Raw genomic sequence first — 18,095 nt, 5'->3', positions numbered from 1 at the left:
CGCTTGCGCCCCCCGTGTTACCGCGGCTGCTGGCACGGAGTTAGCCGGCGCTTCCTCCACTGGTACCGTCAATGCTATCATTTATTAAATAATAACAACTTCTTCCCAGTTGACAGAGCTTTACGACCCAAGGGCCTTCTTCACTCACGCGGCGTTGCTGCGTCAGGGTTTCCCCCATTGCGCAAAATTCCTCACTGCTGCCTCCCGTAGGAGTCTGGACCGTGTTCCAGTTCCAGTGTGACTGATCATCCTCTCAGACCAGCTAACCATCGCAGCCTTGGTAGGCTTTTACCCCACCAACAAGCTAATGGTACGCAAACTCATCTCCAAACAATTGCTTTCAAGAAGAGGCAATCTTTCATCTCAGCACTTGTGTACTGAAACTGCATCCGGTATTAGCCATCCTTTCGAAGGGTTATCCCGGGCTTGAAGGTAGATTATCTACGTGTTACTCACCCGTGCGCCACTCTACTCAGGATTGCAAGCAATCCCTTTCTCGTTCGACTTGCATGTGTTAAGCACGCCGCCAGCGTTCATTCTGAGCCAGGATCAAACTCTCCAGTTAAATCCTTTAACTACAAACTCGTTAAGGTCTTGTTTTAGACCCGCTTCAAACTTTATCACTGACCAATTTTCAAAGATCAAAAAAAAACTTATCGAGGACACACAAACCGTCTCTCGACAAGACCGGCGTAATATGCCTGAAAATTATATCCGTGTCAATCGTTTTTTTGATATTTTTCACAATATTTTTTCATTCCGGCCTTTTTTGTGTTTATCTCATTGATTTTCATGACATTTTAAATTCAGGCGCCGTTTCCCTGGTTTTGACAATTGCCTTGAACTTGTGTACAAATAATCACGCTGACTGAAATTCTGGGCATCTTGGGGGGATTAAACATGCCGGCGGCCCCTTGAGAACAATAATTGATGACACTGCCTGCAAGGATCTGCCCATGGAAACTGACATCCGTCTGAAAAATGTCTCATTTGCCTATAAAAAACAACCGATTCTTGAAAACATATCCCTTATTATTCCCCGAAAAGAATTTGCCTGTATCGTGGGGCCCAACGGGGGCGGAAAAACCACGTTGCTTAAACTGATTTTAGGGCTCATAAAACCGGATACCGGACAGATTCAGGTGCTGGGGATGAGCCCGGAAAAAGCCCGGAACCGTATGGGATATATGCCCCAGTATGCCTATCTGGACATGAATTTTCCCGCCACCGTCCTGGATGTGGTTCTGATGGGGTGCCTGAAAAACAATATTTTCTGGTTTTCCGCCAAAGACCGGTCCCGGGCCATGGATGCCATCGATACGGTGGGCATGACCTCTTTTGCGCAGACGGGTTTCAATGCCTTGTCCGGGGGGCAGAAACAGCGGGTTCTCATCGCCAGGGCATTGTGCAGCCGGCCGGACATCCTGCTGCTCGATGAACCCACGGCCAACGTGGACCATGAAACCGAGGAAAATCTGTTTTCCATTCTCAAAGCTTTGAACCAGAACATGACCATTCTGGTGGTTTCCCATGATTTGGGTTTTGTGTCCAAATACGTTAAAACCGTGATCTGTGTGAACCGCCGCCTGGTCATTCACCCCACAACAGATGTGGACGGCACCATGATCAAGGATATCTATTACGGGGATCTGAAAATGGTCCGCCATGATCACCGGTGCAGCGAAGAAGGCCATTGCCATGATTGAATTTTTTCAGGCCGTCATGGACCCGGACAATCAGTTTCTGGCGTATGCGCTGATGATGGGGGGGCTGGCTTCCATTGCCTTTGGCATCATCGGCACGTTTGTCACCATCAAGCGCATCAGTTACCTGGCCGGGGCCATTTCCCATTCCGTGTTCGGCGGCATCGGTCTGGCCCTGTATCTTCAGATCGGGCTGGGGATCACATGGTTCGATCCCATCCTCGGGGCTGTGCTGGCAGCCGTGGCTTCTGCGCTGGTGGTGGGACTGGTGAGCATTCATGCCAAAGAAAGAGAAGATACCATTATCGGGGCTCTCTGGGCTGTGGGCATGGCCTGCGGTATTTTGTTCATCGACCGGACTCCCGGGTATTTCAGCCTCAGTTCCTATTTATTCGGGGATATCCTGCTCATCTCACAAAAAGACCTGTGGTTTGTGATCGGCCTGGATCTGGTGATCGTGGGGGTGGTGGTGATTTTTTTCAATCAGTTTTTCGGGGTGTGTTTCGATACCGAGTTTACCCTGCTGCGGGGGATCAACACCACGTTTTTCTATCTGTTTCTTCTGGTACTCACCGCTTTGACCGTTGTCTTGCTGGTGCGGATCGTGGGCATTGTTCTGGTGATCGCTTTGTTGACCATTCCTCCTGCCATTGCGGGATTTTATGCCCGAAGGCTGTGGCAGATGATGCTGTACTCCGTGCTGCTGTGTGCCGTTTTCACCTGGACGGGCTTAGGCATCAGCTACAGCCTGAGTCTGTCGTCAGGCCCGACCATTATCGTGTTGAGCGGGATTGTCTATCTGGTGCTGCTGGCATTGAACAAACTGGTGTTTAAATGATGGGGACAGAGGTTGTCTCTATATTTTTTAGGCGCCGGTGCCTGAAATCCGCGCAATGAGCCACAAAACAGCGGGGCACTTCCGGGTTGGAACCGAAATGCACATGCAGATATGATCCCAGGGTCAAATCTTTCTGATATCCGGCCACCTGCACATCCTGGCCGGCCCGGGTCGTGACTTCAAACACATGGTCACAAACGTCGTTGTCGGTCTTAATGGACGAATAATGGAATTCATGGCCCCGGAGTTGCACGCCTTTTGCACCGATCACTGAATTTTTTGTCAGGGTCACTTCCCGGTAACCCAGAGATTGAAGCGTCTCAGACATACAGATTTCCAAATCAAAACATCCTGCCATGATTTTCGGGTGAACAGAATCGGCAAGGGTCAGTTTTTGGCACAGAAACATGAACCCGCCGCATTCGGCATAAATGGGCATGCGGTTTCGGCTGCAGGATTTGATTTCAGACTGCAGATGGGTTTTGCCCGACAATGTGTCTGCAAACAGCTCGGGATATCCACCTCCCAGGTAGATCCCATCGATGTCTTCAGGCAGATGATCATCTGCCAGCAAGGAAAAATAAACCAGGCAGGCCCCGGCATGTTCCAGCATGGCCAGATTGTCCGGATAATAAAAGCAGAACGCCTTGTCCCTGGGCACGGCAATCCGGGGCGGATCGCAAAAAAAGGGCGTTCCTGTATTTTGATTGTCTGCACTTTTTGGTTTTGTCTGCCATGGGGTGTCATAATCCCGGGATTTGCCGGGGTCCGGCAGTTCCGGCAGATCCCGGATCAGCCGGGGCATGTGCATATGCTGATCCACCATGGCAACCAGAGTATCGATCGTGGTGCTTGAAATGATATGTTCATCTGCCGTGGTCAGGCCCAGGTGGCGTTCCGGCATGATCAGCGCCTCGTTTTGGGGCAGGTGCCCCAGACAGGGCGTGGTGCAGCTCTGTGCCACGGCTTCTTTGAGATACGCATAATGCCGGTCGCTGCCGGTAAATGTGAACACCACCCCGGCCAGGGTCAATTCAGGATCAAAGGTTTCAAATCCCTTGACCACGGCGGCCGCGCTTCTGGCCTTGCCTTTGGCAGACACCACCAGCAGCACGGGCAGGCCCAGCCATTTGGCCATCTGGGCCGTGGACCCGGTTTCCGTTATGGCATCATACCCGTCAAACAGGCCCATGACCCCCTCTACCACTGCCAGATCCGCCCCCCTGGACCGGGCATGAAACAGCCCGCGGTTGTAAGTTTTTGACAGCATCCAGGAATCCAGATTATAACTGGTCCGGCCGGCAATACGGGCATGGTGGCCCGGATCGATGAAATCCGGCCCCACTTTGAACGGGGCCGCCTTCAACCCGTTGGCACGCAGCCAGGCCAGAATGGCCAGGGTCAGTGTGGTTTTTCCGGCACCACTGCCCGTGGCTGCAATGACAATCCCTTTCAATGATTCATCTCCCTTTTTGTTATTCGCACAATTAGGTCCGGGTATTCAAAAAAATACCCTACCATTTTTTTTTCCGGGTTTCACCCCAATTTGTTTGAATCTCCCCATAAAACCCTTGCCATGTTCCTTTGCCCGGGTATAAAAAGAAGTCAGGCGTGCCAAAATGAATCGGCACGGCATCAACCCCGGATTTTAACAGGAATTTTTTATTATGTATCATCATCTGTTCGGACCGGTTCCTTCAAGGCGGCTGGGTATTTCTTTAGGCGTCGACCTGGTGCCCCGGAAAGTCTGCTCACTGGACTGTGTGTACTGTGAAGTGGGCCGCACCAATCGCCTGACTCTGGATCGCAGGGAATACGTCCGTTTAGACCGCGTCAAACAAGAGCTTACCCATTATTTTTCCCATAACCCGGACCCGGATTACATCACGTTTTCCGGTTCCGGTGAACCAACGTTGAACACCTGCATCAAAGAGGTGCTCACATTTATCAAGCAAAAACGGCCCAAGATACCGGTTGCCGTGCTGACCAACGGCACGCTGCTGCACGATCCACAAGTCAGAGAGGCGCTGATGGCGGCCGATGTGGTGCTTCCCTCCCTGGACGCGGCAACGGAACCGGTTTTCAAAAAAATCAACCGCCCCCATGGGGATCTGACCCTGGATGCCCATCTGGCCGGATTGATGACATTCAGAAAAATGTTCAAAGGCCGGTTTCGTCTGGAAGTGTTTATTCTGCCGGGATACAATGACCACGAAGATGAATTGAAAGCCCTGAAAAAAGTCATTCATGAACTCCATCCTGAATGCATCCAGCTCAACACCCTGGATCGTCCGGGCACGGTGACAGACCTGAAAGGGGCGTCTTTTGAAGAATTACAGCGTATTGCCCAATACCTGGATCCCGGGGCCACGGAAATCATTGCTGCGGCCCCGAAGCGCAAACAGGTGGCAGCCTATCGGCAGGACATGGAAGCCGCCATCATGGAAACCATTGCCCGCCGGCCCTGCACCCTGGATGATTTGTCCACCATCCTGGGCCTGCACGTGAGCGAAATCAACAAATACCTGGATGTGATGACCGCTGAAAATAAAATTATTTCCGTGCATCAGAACCGAGGTGTTTTTTACCAGATCCGTGAATAATCTTTTTTTCATTCAAAACAAATTGTCAATAAGCTTATTCATTTTTATTTGGGTTGACAAAATCCAACCGAATTTATAGATGTCTGTACAATATTCAGAACTGCTTCAGGAGAACGCACCCATGTTAAAACGCATATTGATCCTCTGGCTGGCCCTGGTCATCCCGGCTGCCGCAGACCCGATCCCTGACGAATTTGTGGAGATCCGGGAAATCATCCCGGACGCGGTCATGGACATCCGGTATGTCACCGAACATAATTTTCTGGGCACCCCCGTGGATGGGTATCATGCAGCCAAATGTTATCTCACCGAAGAAGCGGCCGCTGCCCTGGCCGGGGTTCAGGCGGATCTCAATCCCTTTGGTTTCAGCATCAAGATTTATGACTGCTACCGGCCCCAGCGGGCCGTGGATCATTTTGTCCGGTGGGCCAAAGAGGTAGAAGACACCGCCACCCGGACCGAGTTTTACCCCACACTGGACAAACGCAACCTGTTCAGGGACGGATATGTGGCTGAAAAATCCAGCCATTCCAGGGGCAGTACCGTTGATTTGACTATTGTGCCGGTGCCGGTGCCGGATCAGCCGGAATTTATTTTAGGTCAGACCGGACAAAAGGAATGCTATCTGCCGGCAGACCAGCGGTTTGCCGACAACAGCATCGATATGGGCACCGGGTTTGACTGTTTTCATAAACGATCCCATCCGGAAAACCCGAACCTGGATCCGTCCCAGCGGATCAACCGGCTGCTGCTCAAAACGCTCATGGAAAAGCACGGTTTTCAATACTATGACAAGGAATGGTGGCATTTTACGTTGAAAAATGAACCGTTTCCAGACACCTATTTTGATTTTGTGGTAAAATAAAGGAATACTGACAATGACGCGGGTCTTTAAAAAACGATTGACACCTTATCCCTGTTTCTGCCTGATCTTTTTATGCGGGCTTGTCCTGTGCCTGAGTTCTCCCGTATTTGCCAAGAACCCGCAGATTGCGGTCAAGGAACTGGCTGCCACCCAGAAGAGCTGGGATGGCGCTTTACTGCAGGCCTATCCGGACGGTCAACCGGAAGTCCGCATTTTGAGCATCACCGTGCCGGCAGGAGAGAAGCTGGCGATTCACCAGCATCCGGTGATCAACGCCGGGGTGCTTTTGTCCGGCCATTTAAAGGTACACACCACGGACGGAAAAACACTGGATCTGAACGCAGGTGAGGCCATTGTGGAAGTGGTCAACACCTGGCACTGGGGAGAAAGCATCGGCCCTGATCCGGCCCATATCATCGTGTTTTACGCCGGTCAGGCAGACACGCCGGTCACAGTGACACAAACCCCGTAATTATTCAGGCAGGATTTTGTCAAAGGTCAGCTCATTTGAACGGATGTGCTGTGCCAGGGCCTCCATGCCGATCAGAGATGCCGATGAATAAGGAATGGTCTGGATGGGAATGCCCGGGAACAACGTTTCCACTGTCTGTATAAACCCATTTGCCCCGGTCCTTTCATTGCAGATCAGGCCCCGGGGCTTGATGACCTGCCGGTCCAGGTGTTCGATGACCCGCCGGGTTTCCGCCACAGACAGGACATCCCGGTTAAAAACCACATAAAAGCTGGTTTGAGCCGGATCTTCAAACAGGGCCTTGAGGGCCTGATAATCGGATTTGATCTGAAGAAGCCGCTGGAGTATCTTGTCCCGCTCAAATTCTTTGCCGGCCAGAGTGATTCGTGAAATGATCTCTTTTTTCTCATTGATCTGGTTTCTCAGCTTTTCCAGCTGATCCGTCCAGGTCAAAGACAAAGACGGCAGATTGAAAAACCGCAGGGACAGGGCCGTGGGCGGCATATCGATCACCAGATAGTCATGGGTCTTGTATCGGGCCACAAGATCGGTAAACGCTGCAACCAGGGCATATTCCTCCATGCCCGGGGAAAATTTGAGAATATCGAAATAATGGTCCAGATTGAATGCGGTCAGATAGGCGAAACTGGCTTTCACCTGTTTCGCGGTCTTTGCCAGATAGCGTTTGATCTGCTTATCCCGGTCGATCTGCAGCACCTCGAGACACGGGCCCAAAGAACAGGCTTTGTCTGAAAATACCGCCTCAAAAATATCGGCCTGGTTATGGGCATCATCAAAAGAGGCCAGAACCACTTTTTTGCCTTTTTCTTTGAGCACCAGGGAGATCAGGGCCGATGCCGTGGATTTGCCCGTACCGCCCTTGCCCAGAAAAAAAAGGGTTCGCAAGCAAGCCATGGGATCACGAAATATCGAACACGGAAAACAACCGGGACAACGGTTGGTTTGACGTGTTCATCCTTTCCAGCAACAGCATCAGGTCCTTTTCCATCAGCGGCAGAAGATCCATACTCAGATGTGCCGGCGGAGACGGCAGGCCCACAAATGATCCCTGCACCAGCAGCGCAAAAATATATTCCATCTCTTCGCACTCCGCTTCAATGGTGTGGACCGCTTTGTTACGTGCCACCTCATCTGCGGCCTGCCACCAGCTGAGGGCCTGTTTTTTGATCCGGCCCCAAAAAGGCGGAAATGGTGTGTTGTCGTTTTTCATGTCACCCGGAATATTTTTTTGTCAAAATCGATCCGCTGCCGGGACGGATAGTAATAATACATGGCATACAATCCCATCAACACAATGGCGGCTGCATAAAACCGGGGAAAACTGAACCATACCGCTGCAACCGCCAGATACACCGTTGTCTGAGACACCTGCAAGAGCCGTCGCTGAAACTTGAGAAAATCAGCAGCATCGACATGGTGCCGTGCTCTTACGGAATGGGCAAACAGGGTCCTTAAAAAAATCGGTCCGGCAATGGCCGTCATAACAGCGGCCACAAACACGATAACATAGACCCGGGAAGAAAGAACAAACCAGCCCGGTGAAACCAGATTCAGTGCAAATGCCAGGCCCAGGACCAGAAACAGTCCCAGGCCCGGCAACATCAGTATCATATAGTGTTTCTGAAGCGTTTTATGCATCGCGCCCCAGTCGGAACTTATCTGTGTTCTGATGCAATCTCACCCCCGGGGGTGACGGTAAAAAACCGCAATACCCCTTCCACCGTGATCCAGACCGCCAGAATCAGAATAATGGCGTTAACCACCTGAAGCAGGGTGTTGTGGGCCGTGCCGAAACTGCCCTGGTTCAGGATCAACGCCCAGATGGTCATCACCATCATAAACACGGCCGGGATACCGGAAATCATCCATTTCACCCCGCCTTTGTCTTTGAGGTACAACGTGATGATAATCAGCGCCAGACCGGCCAGGGTCTGATTCACGGCACCGAACAGGGGCCACAGCTTCAGGGCGCCGTTTCCGCTGGGACCGGTGGCAAATGCCAGCAGCAGGGCCGTTCCCACGGCCAGAAACGTGGTGACATATTTGCCGGTCAATGCCGTGAGCTTCACACTGTCAAACAGCTCGGACAGAATATAGCGCTGAATCCGGGTGGCCGTATCCAGGGTGGTACCGGCAAAGGACGCCACAAACACACCCATAATCACCACGGCGATGCTGGCCGGGATGCCGAATGCCGCAAGCATGTTGGCGGACCCGTCCACAAATGCGGCTACTTTGGAACCCAAGCCGGCTGCAGCGGCCCAGGAGGAATAATGGGTGGTCCAGGCAGCTACTCCCATCAGGGTTTCACCGGATTTGGTCACATATCCCATACCGATACCGGCAGCCACGGCAATGATCACCAAAGTGGCCAGGGCTCCTTCCATGAGCATGGACCCGTATCCCACAAACAAAGAATCGGTTTCATACCGCACCTGTTTGGCAGACGTGCCCGAAGACACCAGGGAATGAAACCCGGAAATCGCGCCACAGGCAATGGTGATGAACAAAAACGGCCACATGGGCGGGGCTTGGGCCGGATTCATCTGAACGGCCGGTGCCACAATGGACAGGTTGGCAAAAAAAGCGGAAAAAACCACGCCGATCATCAGCAGCACCATCACGATCATGAGCTGATGGGAATTGATGAAATCCCGGGGCTGCAGCAACGTGGTGACCGGCAGGGTGGAGGCGATAAACGCATAGATCAGCAAAACAATTGTCCACACCCCTGTGGGCGGAATCCCTGCAATGGTGGGCATTTTGATGGGCAGCACCGCACCGATGAACACGGTGACATACATGAGCACCACGGCAATGATGGACCAGGTGATGATGCTTTTGCCCTGTTTGTAGATGGCATACCCTAAGTAAAGGGCAATGGCCACCTCACACCAGACCGGAAAAACCGATGTGGGATACATGGCAAAGACCACGGCGATCACCAGACCGAACACGGCGATCACGATCCATAATTCCAGAAAAACGATGAGAAAAAAGAAAAACCGGGTGCGGTTGTTGACATATTTTGAGGTATAGTCGGCAATGGACTTTCCCTGGTTCCTCATGGAAATAATCAACGCGCCGAAATCATGCACAGCACCCATGAAAATGCTGCCGAAAAACACCCAGATCATGGCCGGCACCCATCCCCAGATAATGGCAATGGCCGGTCCCACGATGGGACCCGTACCGGCAATGGAAGTGAAGTGATGGCCGAAGATCACCTCTTTTTTGGTGGGCACATAGTCCACACCATCTTCCATGACAACCGATGGCACTTCAGCGCCCTGGGCCAGTTTGAAAATTTTCTTTCCAATGAACCGGCCATACACCTGATACATAAAAATATAACCGATAAAGGAAACCACCATGATTAATAACGCATCCATTGTTTCTCTCCTCCTTATGGCTGTGAGATGTAGCCGTTAATATAAATCACGGCAAAAACGGTCGGCGTCGGCCGCTTTTGTCTGGCAAAAACCCTATATCACGTATGCTTCCAAAATGTAGTTCTCCTTAATTTCCTATACGAGTCTGCAAAATAAATGCCATTGTTTATCCTGATAAAACGATCCCGTTTTGTCTTCATATGCCTGTAAAACAGAAAAGTAAACCCAAAAAACATGAAAAATCACTATAATTTGGTTGCAAAAACGCGACTTATGCACCGAATCGTTGACGTGATCCGCCAAATGAATTATAGGGTTTCAGGATGCATTTGACTTAAACCACTATATTTGAGCTGAAAGAAACACCATGATAATTCAAGGCGTTGCCGGTCTGATCGTTTTTATCGGGCTGGCCTGGATGATCAGTGAAAACCGGGGCCGGGTAAACATCAAAACCATTGCCGTCGGCTTAGGATTTCAATTTCTGCTGGCCCTGATTTTTCTCAAGATCCCGCTGCTGAGCCAGGGATTTGTCCTGCTCAATCAGGTGGTTCTGGCCCTGGAACAGGCCACCCGGGCCGGCACTTCCATGGTATTCGGCTACCTGGGGGGGGGCACTTTGCCCTTTGAAGAGAAATTTGCTGGTGCATCCTTTATCCTGGCATTTCAGGCCCTGCCGTTAGTGCTGCTCATGAGTGCCTTGTCTTCATTGCTTTTTTACTGGAAAATTTTGCCCTGGGTGGTTCAGAAATTTTCCCGGGTGCTTGAAAAACTCTTCAAACTGGGCGGGGCTGAAGGCTTAGGTGTGTCTGCCAATATTTTCGTGGGCATGGTGGAGTCCCCTCTGTTTATTCGGCCTTATGTCCGTTCCCTGACCCGCAGTGAACTGTTCACCCTGATGACTTCGGGCATGGCCACCATCGCCGGCACCATGATGGTGCTGTATGCCAACATCCTGGGAGACATCATCCCCAATGTGTTAGGCCATATCCTGGCCGCCTCCATCATCAGTGCGCCGGCCGCCATCACCGTGGCCAAAATCATGATCCCGGAAACCCGCCCGGTCACTTCCGGAGAACTCACCGAACCGGACCCGGCCACCAGTTCCATGGATGCCGTCACCCGGGGCACCCTTCAGGGCGTGGAACTGCTCATCAACATCATTGCCATGCTCGTGGTGCTGGTGGCACTGGTGCATCTGGCAGATATCCTGCTCAAAATTCTGCCGGTTGTAAACGGCACGCCCCTGACACTGCAGCGGATTTTCGGATGGATCATGTCACCGGTGGTATGGCTCATGGGCGTTCCCTGGGCGGAAGCCGGCATCGCCGGGGGGCTGATGGGCACCAAAACCATTATCAACGAATTCGTGGCCTACCTGAACCTGGCCGGGCTGCCGGCAGACAGTCTGGGGCCGGACAGCCGGCTGATCATGCTTTATGCCATGTGCGGATTTGCCAACCCCGGCAGCCTGGGCATCATGATCGGCGGATTGGGCACAATGGCGCCGGAACGCCGGGGAGAGATCGTGTCCTTGGGTCTCAAGTCCATTATCGCCGGCACCATCGCCACCTGCATGACCGGCGCCATTGTGGGATTACTTGGCTGACAGACGGTCCTGAATGGCTGAATACACCGACCGGGTGACCGGGGTGGAAACGCCCAGTTCAGCCCCCTGCCTGAGAATCGTACCCCCGTATAGATCACCTTCATTCACCCGTCCTTTGGATGCCACATCCCGTTGATAGGATGTTTTTGTATCATAGGGAAATTGAGCCGCCATGGCCAGCTGCTTTGTGATGATATGTTCCGGCAGTTCAACCCCTTTGGCTGTGGCTATGGCCTGGATTTCTTTCATGATTTCACGGGCGGTCTGTGTTGCCTTTGGATCCGCGGCCACTTCACCGATGGTTTTGTTGAAAAACACCGTGGCCAGTGCAAAGGCTGCGATAAACAGGTATTTGCTCCAGATATCCGGATAAGGATCGGTACGCCATTGATAATTGATCTGCATGGCATCGAAAAAATCGGTAACAGGTTGCGGATCAAACGATTCATATTTCGGATCCGCCCCAAATAAAATCTTGCCGTCTCCGCCACTCTGAAAAATCACGCCGGGCCCCTGGATATGGGTGCCGACATAGACACAGGCGGGCAGGATCACACCCGTGGCCACATTTTTTCTGATCCTTTCATAAATATCAGCCCCGTTCAGCAACGGCAGTATAATGGTGTTTTCATGAATTTTTGGCACAATGGCTTTGACGGCTCCATCCAGGTCATAACTTTTAACACAGACAAAAATCAGGTCCGGATCAGGCAGATCATCCATATGGTCCGTGGCTGCCGCCGGCACCCCGGTAATGGTTTTTTCCTCAGAAATCAGCGTGATGCCTTTTTGCCTGATGGCCTGGAGGTGATCTCCCCTGGCCACAAAAAAACAGTCATACGCCAATGTTTGGTCATGATTGCATGTGTGGGCGATTTTAGCGCCAAAATAACCGCCGATACCCCCCGTACCATAGATACAGATATTGTGGATTTTTTTTGCTTCGTCCATCTTTTGTTTTCCTTTCCAGAGTCAATGCCCGGGCTGAAAAGGCAGTGACGAATGGTGCAGAAATATCACGGGCCGGTCATCTTCACACCGCTTGATTCCCAGGGTGTATTCCACTTTGATGACATCCCCGGTATTGGCATCCGTGAAATAATAATTGCCCATGGCCACGGCCATATTGTTTTGAATCGCGACGTCATGATTTTCAAACCGCACTTCTGACCAGGGCTGAAGGGCAAACCCGTGATCTTCGGGCACACGGCCGCCCACAAAATAGGAAAGGGCCTGATCAGCGGTTTCCCGGAACTGATCCGCCGCAGCCTTGGTGGGCTTGAAAAGAACCGGTCCGTCATCATAGCCATACATCTTTGCAATCATTTCCCGGGCCGCAGTTGTGTAATCCCCCCCGGCCTGGAATACCTTTCCGATGGTCACAATGCCGTGGCCCCACTGATTTTGAAGGGCAATGATATCTCCGGTGGTGAGCTTTTTCACGGTTTCTCCATAAACCGGAAAAACCAGGCCGATACTCAAAACAAGCACCAGGATCAGTATTTTATGGTATGTTCTCAAATGAATTCCCCTGTCTGTTTTGTGTCCGATCTGTTCAGCAACTCTGTGATTCCCCATTTTTTTTCCACCTGTAAAAAGTTTATATTTGACTGTTTTGCCGGAACAAAGGACATGGCCCTTTCCGCCAGAGCAGTGATGGACAACGCCGGATTCACCCCCAGGTTGGCCGGTATCATGGACCCGTCCGCCACCCGCATGTTTTTATACCCCATAACCTGATTTCTGTCATCGATTACCCCTTTTTCCGGATCTGTGTGCGCACTGCATCCCCCCATGATATGGGCCGTGATGGGCGCGTTCAGATACACTTCTGAAAAAATGCTGACCGGAATGCCGTCCACCCGCCGGGCCAGGCGCCGGACAAAGTCATGGGCAATGGGGATGTAGACCGGATTTTTTCTGTCACTGGCCTGTCTCGATGCCAGGGTTTTGACAAACGGCCAGATCTTTCGGTGTTTCCGGGACACATTCAAATAGTTGTCATGGGTCTGCATCACCAGAACGATCAGGTTTCTGCGGGCAAATCCAAACGGATTCAACAGCCGGAAAAACGATATCGGATGTCTCAGCACATTGGCGATATACCGGACTATCCGGGGGACCCGGCCCCCGCCGTCGGTCATCAAGACGGCCAAAAGCCCTAAAAAATCATTGCCCTGGGCATACCGCACCGGCTCCATATGGGTATGGTCGTCCGGATGCACACTCGATGTAATGGCCACGCCTTTGGAAAAATCTGCGGCCCGGCAATTGGCCCTGACCGACAAAATGGCTTCACTGTTGGTTCTGACCCGATGCCCCAGCTGATCCGACAGGTTGGGCAATCGCCCTTTCTCCTTCATGGTCAGCAGCAAAGACAGGGTTCCCAGGACCCCGGCGGACAGCACAATCCCTTTTGTGTAATAAACGGTTTCAAGTCTCAGGATTCCCGTGGTCTTCACCGCCGTGACCCGGTATCCCTCAGACCCGTCGTCCGACAACGGAAAAATATCTGTCACCCCGTGTTCAGCAATGATCTGAGCCCCGAATTTTTCCGCAAAAAACAGATAATTTTTGTCCAGCGTGTTTTTGGCATCTTTCCTACATCCGGTCATGCATGCCCCGCACAGTTCACACCCCACCCGGTCCGGCCCCTGTCCCAGAAAATAAGGGTCTTTGGCTTTTTTGCCCTGTTCTCCGAAATACACCCCCACCCGGGTTTTGTGAAAGGTGTGCTCCCTTCCATATTCCGCCGCAGTCTGGCGCATCAGATGGTCTGCCTCGCCGATATACCGGTTTTCCGTGGCCCCCAGCATTTTTTGGGCCAGCTCATAATAGGGCATGAGTTCGGATTTTCCCCCCATGCGCTTGACAACTTCATGATCAAAAAAAGAATCCGGGGGCACATACAGGGTATTGGCATAGTTCAGACTGCCGCCGCCCACACCGGCGCCGCTCAAGATAAAAATATCATTGAGCAGGTTCATCCGCTGAATGCCATATAAAAACAGTTTGGGCATCCACAGGTATTTGCGCAGGTGCCAGTTGGTTTTGGCAAAATCGTTGCCTGACCATCTTTTTCCCGCTTCGATAACGCCCACCTTGTAGCCTTTCTGGGACAAACGCATGGCAGACACGCTGCCGCCGAAACCGGATCCGATGACAAGATAGTCAAAATCAAAAATCGGCTCGGTCATCATAAAACTCCTGTTGCGGTTTTATTCATTAAGGTACCATGGCCCAGGAAAAAAGATTTTCTCTGGCCAGGATGCCGGACACTTTCGCTGCCCGGACCAGGTCGAAATTCAATATATCCAGAAGTGCATAATCCAGACCGGCCGACGCCAGCATGGCCACATAGCTTAGCTCGACAGCCAGCCGTGCCGCCCGGTCCGGGGCGTTGGTTCCCAGATTGGAGATACCGCCGATGGTCTTGACCGGAAACCCCAAAAGATCGGGCAGGGTGCGGATCACCTTCATTACCTCTCTGGCCTGAACAATCCCGTCCGCCCAGGCCAGGGGCGGGATCACCGGATCGATGATCACCCGCTCCTTGGCCACACCGGCAGATTCCACTGCTTCCATCAGATCCTGGGCCACCTCGAACCGCTGGGCTGCATCTATCGGCACCCGGGAGTCCGGATACAGCAGAAATCCCACGATATCCGCATTAGAATCTCTGGCAAGCGGCAGAATCTGTTCCAGTTTCCGGGGTTCCAGAGAAAATCCGTTAAGAATAATTCGGTTTTCCGCCGCCTTGACCCCGGCGGCCATGGCATCGGGGTTGGCCGTATCAATAAGCAGGGGCAGGTCAGTCACTGCCTGGACCGCCTCCATGAAAAACCGCATGCCCGGCCCTGCCTGTTTTCCCAGAGGACCGGTATTCACGTCAATGGCCCAGGCCCCCCGGGCTTCACAGGCTTTCACCAAATCCTGCACCGGTTTTGGGTCCAACTGCTGCAAGGCCCGACGGATGTCCGGCCTTGTGATGCGCAGGTTATCAGCGATCAGCTTCATCATCGGCTCCCATGCCGGTATAAGGGCCGCGCACCGGCCACAGAAAAAATTCAGTCAGCGGCTTGTACCCGACCCCCACAGGCCCGTCCTTTGTGTACAAAACCCAGGCATACCCGGTATCATATTGGCTGGTGGTGGCGGACCAGTAAAACGCCTGAACATGGGTAAACGGATGATTTTCAGGCAGGGCCGGGGAATGATGGTCCATGTCTGTGAGGCTTTCCAGGTCCCGGATTTCCGGAACCCGCCAGTCATCATATCCTTGTACCCGGTCCCGGTTCATCTGTGCGACCCGGTCAAATGCCGTGTTCCAGTCCATGGGGCCGTCAAAGGCATTGGCATGTCTCAGCCAGACCAGGCCGGTGCCGGTGTCATGGATGCTGTCGTCCTCTGGTCTGAACCGAGGCTCCGGCCAGGTTTTCCCGCTCTGAATCTCCCCGTCCTGGCCAGACCCGTCGCAGTCCAACCGGCTGCCGGACCCATCATAACAAACGGTCTGTCCGGTCTGCCACACCCGGGAACCACCGGGATGGATCTTTCGCACCGGCCAGACCATGTAGGAACGATGCTTCATTCCCTTGAACACCCGGGCCCCGCCCAGGTGGATATACCAGGCCTGGTCCGGCAGCCGGGCACAGGTGGTGGACGTCCAGTAATACCCGTGAAAAATGCCGGTAAACAAGTGACCGGCATCGACGCTGGGGTTGATCACTTCATGACTCATCAGGCTGAACAATTCCCGGCGGTTGGGCAGTTTCCAGTCATGATACCCGAACAGTCCGGTTTCGTTGAATGTTTTTATCTCTGCCAGGGCCTCCTCCCAGGTCAAGGGAAATTCCACCAGCCCGGCATTTTGAGTCCACATCAGACCCGTGTGTTCATCGATAACAACATCGTTGTCCGGTTTGAACCTGTTTTCCACGTTACTCCTGTTTTTCAGTGCTTTGTTTTTTACGAGGGCTATACCATGGCTGCCCGCCATACAGTTTTTCTTCACATTCCGGACACAGCCCATGGCTGAAAGAAGCCTGGGAATGTTCTTCTATAAACACTTCCAGATGGTTCCAGAATCCCTTGTCATTCCTTATTTTCTTACACCCGGAACAGATGGGAACAATCCCTTTCAGGGTTTTGATCTCGGCCATGGCATCTTTCAGTTCCTCGATCAGCTTTTTTTTGGCGGCAATCTCCTTTTTCAGGGTCCGGTTCCATGAGATCACCACAAACAGAATCACCGCCGCCATAAACACAACCGTGGCGACCCATTTTAAAATGTCGCTTTTCTGCAATCCGTGTTCATACCGCACCGACAGCCAGTCGTTTTTTATCCGCATGTGCTGTGCGGGAGTGATGGCCCCGATGGCCTTGTTCAGGATTCCCAGCAGCTCCGGACTGGTTTTTGGAACCGCCATGTGAAGATCATAACTTTCATAGGGCGTGGGGGCCGCGATTTTGACATTGGTCAGCCCATGGGTCTGGATAATATGGGTGGCGGCTGCCAGGTTTTCTATAACAGCATCCACACGTCCGGCTGCCACTGCCCTGAGTTGTTCAGCCGGAGAATTGACATAATAGGGTACAAATGCGATGCCGTCTTTTTTCAGCCAGTCGATGGTGGCGTTCTTCTCGATGACCGCCAGGGTTTTGCCGTGCAGATCCTGGATGCCCCCGATAAACGGCGCGTCCTTTCGGGTCAGGATGACCAAAGGAAAGGAAAGATAGGGAATGGAAAAAGACAGATAGGTCTCCCTTTCAGCTGTTTTGGCCGCACAGGCAATTATATCGATCTGACCGGATCTCGCTTTTTCCAGCACCTCTGTCCAGGGCAGTTTTTTTCGAACAGTCACTTCGAGGCCCAATGCCTCCATGATCGAAAACAGGTATTCCGCTGAAATGCCGTTCACATTCCCCTGATCATCAAAAAAATGAAACGGCGGAAATGCCAGTGGGCCCCCCGCTGAAATGACCGGATTTTTCTCCAGCCAGGCGGTTTCAGCGGGTGTCAGGGCCATGTCATCCAAAGAAAGATCGATCTGACCGGCATACCCGGCACCGACCCAAAGCAGGACTATCAGGATCACCCCGATTTTATGCTTACTTCTTCCCCACATACATGCCTTCGTAATCCAGTGTGGTCAAAGGTGTGCCTTCCGAATGAACCCCGGCATCCACGACTTTTGCGATAAACAGGGTGTGGTTGCCGGGCTGATGCTGTTCGATCACTTCCAGTTCAAACCAGGCCAGGCAGTTTTTCAAAATAGGTACCCCGGCGGTTCCGGTTTTCCAGTTTATTCCGGCAAACTTTTCCTTCGGGTCCGGCCCTTTAAACCGTTTGAGCAGGTCTTTTTGGGACTGATTGATGATGTGCAGCCCGAACGCCCGGGTGGTAACGATCATGTCGTGGGAGTACCGGTTGGGATGCACCGCCGCCATGATCAAAGGCGGATCATACGACACCTGGGTCACCCAGGAGGCGATCATGCCGTTGATCCCATCATCTGTTTTCGTGGTCAACACATAAATTCCATAGGTCATCTGCCCGAAGGCCGACTGCCACTGTTCTTTCATATCATAC

At 52.4% G+C, this 18,095-nt stretch carries 18 protein-coding genes and 1 rRNA gene; 6 read left to right on the top strand and 13 right to left on the bottom strand.

The features are described 5' to 3' along the window. Positions 1-565 (bottom strand): 16S ribosomal RNA (locus tag DPO_RS15080); the annotation flags it as partial. Positions 566-956: 391 nt separating this feature from the next. On the opposite strand from DPO_RS15080, the gene DPO_RS15075 reads away from it, so the two are divergent. Together DPO_RS15075 and DPO_RS15070 are read left to right on the top strand one after the other, a co-directional pair. Beyond that, entirely contained in the window at positions 957-1,706 is a 750-nt protein-coding gene (locus DPO_RS15075) for a metal ABC transporter ATP-binding protein (protein WP_006966950.1), read from the top strand. Further along, positions 1,699-2,541, top strand: a complete 843-nt coding sequence (locus DPO_RS15070) for a metal ABC transporter permease (RefSeq protein WP_006966949.1) — start codon at positions 1,699-1,701, stop codon at positions 2,539-2,541. Before DPO_RS15075 ends, DPO_RS15070 begins: the two co-directional genes overlap by 8 nt. Here the strand turns inward: DPO_RS15070 and DPO_RS15065 are convergent. Beyond that, on the bottom strand, positions 2,534-3,997 hold the full coding sequence (locus tag DPO_RS15065) for a cobyrinate a,c-diamide synthase (RefSeq protein ID WP_006966948.1): 1,464 nt from the start codon (positions 3,995-3,997) through the stop codon (positions 2,534-2,536). The genes DPO_RS15070 and DPO_RS15065 overlap by 8 nt on opposite strands. Before the next feature lie 211 nt (positions 3,998-4,208). Between DPO_RS15065 and DPO_RS15060 the strand changes: the two genes are divergently transcribed. The 3 genes from DPO_RS15060 (at position 4,209) to DPO_RS15050 (ending at position 6,481) form a co-directional block, all read left to right on the top strand. Beyond that, the gene (locus tag DPO_RS15060; RefSeq protein WP_006966947.1) at positions 4,209-5,144 is read left to right on the top strand and encodes a radical SAM protein; all 936 of its coding nucleotides are present in this window, start codon (positions 4,209-4,211) and stop codon (positions 5,142-5,144) included. Positions 5,145-5,265: 121 nt separating this feature from the next. Next, the gene (locus DPO_RS15055) at positions 5,266-6,009 is read left to right on the top strand and encodes a M15 family metallopeptidase (RefSeq protein WP_006966946.1); all 744 of its coding nucleotides are present in this window, start codon (positions 5,266-5,268) and stop codon (positions 6,007-6,009) included. Positions 6,010-6,022: 13 nt separating this feature from the next. After that, positions 6,023-6,481, top strand: a complete 459-nt coding sequence (locus DPO_RS15050; RefSeq protein ID WP_006966945.1) for a cupin domain-containing protein — start codon at positions 6,023-6,025, stop codon at positions 6,479-6,481. Here the strand turns inward: DPO_RS15050 and DPO_RS15045 are convergent, their stop codons facing one another. The 4 genes from DPO_RS15045 to DPO_RS15030 are packed head-to-tail and all read right to left on the bottom strand — an operon-like array spanning position 6,482 to position 9,894. After that, a complete protein-coding gene (locus tag DPO_RS15045) occupies positions 6,482-7,396 on the bottom strand; it encodes an ArsA family ATPase (protein WP_006966944.1) in 915 nt (304 codons plus the stop codon). Positions 7,397-7,400: 4 nt separating this feature from the next. Further along, complete coding sequence (locus tag DPO_RS15040) at positions 7,401-7,712, bottom strand: hypothetical protein (protein WP_006966943.1); 312 nt, start codon at positions 7,710-7,712, stop codon at positions 7,401-7,403. After that, positions 7,709-8,113 carry a hypothetical protein gene (locus DPO_RS15035; protein ID WP_152427683.1) on the bottom strand — a complete coding sequence of 135 codons (405 nt, stop codon included), beginning with the start codon at positions 8,111-8,113 and terminating at the stop codon, positions 7,709-7,711. The genes DPO_RS15040 and DPO_RS15035 overlap by 4 nt, the downstream gene beginning before the upstream one ends. A gap of 44 nt (positions 8,114-8,157) precedes the next feature. After that, on the bottom strand, positions 8,158-9,894 hold the full coding sequence (locus DPO_RS15030; RefSeq protein WP_006966941.1) for a carbon starvation CstA family protein: 1,737 nt from the start codon (positions 9,892-9,894) through the stop codon (positions 8,158-8,160). Between the two features lie 367 nt (positions 9,895-10,261). On the opposite strand from DPO_RS15030, the gene DPO_RS15025 reads away from it, so the two are divergent. Further along, positions 10,262-11,503, top strand: a complete 1,242-nt coding sequence (locus tag DPO_RS15025) for a NupC/NupG family nucleoside CNT transporter (RefSeq protein ID WP_006966940.1) — start codon at positions 10,262-10,264, stop codon at positions 11,501-11,503. Here DPO_RS15025 and DPO_RS15020 read toward each other — a convergent pair. From DPO_RS15020 to DPO_RS14990, 7 genes are read right to left on the bottom strand one after another with little or no spacing between them, the layout of a single operon-like run. Beyond that, positions 11,492-12,454 (bottom strand): ketopantoate reductase family protein, encoded by a 963-nt coding sequence (locus tag DPO_RS15020; RefSeq protein WP_006966939.1) that lies wholly within the window; start codon positions 12,452-12,454, stop codon positions 11,492-11,494. The two genes, DPO_RS15025 and DPO_RS15020, sit on opposite strands and share 12 nt — an antisense overlap. A gap of 21 nt (positions 12,455-12,475) precedes the next feature. Next, entirely contained in the window at positions 12,476-13,024 is a 549-nt protein-coding gene (locus DPO_RS15015; protein ID WP_152427682.1) for a hypothetical protein, read from the bottom strand. Beyond that, the gene (locus tag DPO_RS15010; protein WP_152427681.1) at positions 13,021-14,703 is read right to left on the bottom strand and encodes a GMC oxidoreductase; all 1,683 of its coding nucleotides are present in this window, start codon (positions 14,701-14,703) and stop codon (positions 13,021-13,023) included. Before DPO_RS15010 ends, DPO_RS15015 begins: the two co-directional genes overlap by 4 nt. A 25-nt stretch (positions 14,704-14,728) precedes the next feature. Beyond that, positions 14,729-15,523 (bottom strand): dihydropteroate synthase, encoded by a 795-nt coding sequence (locus DPO_RS15005; RefSeq protein WP_236609970.1) that lies wholly within the window; start codon positions 15,521-15,523, stop codon positions 14,729-14,731. After that, a complete protein-coding gene (locus DPO_RS15000) occupies positions 15,504-16,442 on the bottom strand; it encodes an Lcl C-terminal domain-containing protein (RefSeq protein ID WP_006966933.1) in 939 nt (312 codons plus the stop codon). The genes DPO_RS15005 and DPO_RS15000 overlap by 20 nt, the downstream gene beginning before the upstream one ends. Position 16,443: 1 nt before the next feature. Further along, positions 16,444-17,601: a transporter substrate-binding domain-containing protein gene (locus tag DPO_RS14995; protein WP_160166922.1), complete on the bottom strand. Its 1,158-nt coding sequence runs from the start codon at positions 17,599-17,601 to the stop codon at positions 16,444-16,446. A 13-nt stretch (positions 17,602-17,614) separates the two neighbouring features. Then, complete coding sequence (locus DPO_RS14990) at positions 17,615-18,088, bottom strand: flavin reductase family protein (protein ID WP_006966929.1); 474 nt, start codon at positions 18,086-18,088, stop codon at positions 17,615-17,617. Positions 18,089-18,095: the final 7 nt, after the last annotated feature.

Origin of the sequence: Desulfotignum phosphitoxidans DSM 13687 (genome assembly GCF_000350545.1) — a bacterium.
Lineage (GTDB): Bacteria > Desulfobacterota > Desulfobacteria > Desulfobacterales > Desulfobacteraceae > Desulfotignum > Desulfotignum phosphitoxidans.
The sequence above is the reverse complement of the archived record's forward strand: the minus strand, read 5'-3'. Positions and strand labels throughout refer to the sequence as shown.

What these genes read in the sequence shown, in the direction of transcription:
- DPO_RS15010 (WP_152427681.1), bottom strand. Translation starts at nt 14,703, where the DNA reads ATGATGACCGAGCCGATTTTTGATTTTGACTATCTTGTCATCGGATCC.
- DPO_RS15070 (WP_006966949.1), top strand. Translation starts at nt 1,699, where the DNA reads ATGATTGAATTTTTTCAGGCCGTCATGGACCCGGACAATCAGTTTCTG.
- DPO_RS15050 (WP_006966945.1), top strand. Translation starts at nt 6,023, where the DNA reads ATGACGCGGGTCTTTAAAAAACGATTGACACCTTATCCCTGTTTCTGC.
- DPO_RS15045 (WP_006966944.1), bottom strand. Translation starts at nt 7,396, where the DNA reads ATGGCTTGCTTGCGAACCCTTTTTTTTCTGGGCAAGGGCGGTACGGGC.
- DPO_RS15025 (WP_006966940.1), top strand. Translation starts at nt 10,262, where the DNA reads ATGATAATTCAAGGCGTTGCCGGTCTGATCGTTTTTATCGGGCTGGCC.
- DPO_RS15060 (WP_006966947.1), top strand. Translation starts at nt 4,209, where the DNA reads ATGTATCATCATCTGTTCGGACCGGTTCCTTCAAGGCGGCTGGGTATT.
- DPO_RS15075 (WP_006966950.1), top strand. Translation starts at nt 957, where the DNA reads ATGGAAACTGACATCCGTCTGAAAAATGTCTCATTTGCCTATAAAAAA.
- DPO_RS15020 (WP_006966939.1), bottom strand. Translation starts at nt 12,454, where the DNA reads ATGGACGAAGCAAAAAAAATCCACAATATCTGTATCTATGGTACGGGG.
- DPO_RS15055 (WP_006966946.1), top strand. Translation starts at nt 5,266, where the DNA reads ATGTTAAAACGCATATTGATCCTCTGGCTGGCCCTGGTCATCCCGGCT.
- DPO_RS15040 (WP_006966943.1), bottom strand. Translation starts at nt 7,712, where the DNA reads ATGAAAAACGACAACACACCATTTCCGCCTTTTTGGGGCCGGATCAAA.
- DPO_RS15030 (WP_006966941.1), bottom strand. Translation starts at nt 9,894, where the DNA reads ATGGATGCGTTATTAATCATGGTGGTTTCCTTTATCGGTTATATTTTT.
- DPO_RS15005 (WP_236609970.1), bottom strand. Translation starts at nt 15,523, where the DNA reads ATGATGAAGCTGATCGCTGATAACCTGCGCATCACAAGGCCGGACATC.
- DPO_RS14990 (WP_006966929.1), bottom strand. Translation starts at nt 18,088, where the DNA reads ATGAAAGAACAGTGGCAGTCGGCCTTCGGGCAGATGACCTATGGAATT.
- DPO_RS15035 (WP_152427683.1), bottom strand. Translation starts at nt 8,113, where the DNA reads ATGATACTGATGTTGCCGGGCCTGGGACTGTTTCTGGTCCTGGGCCTG.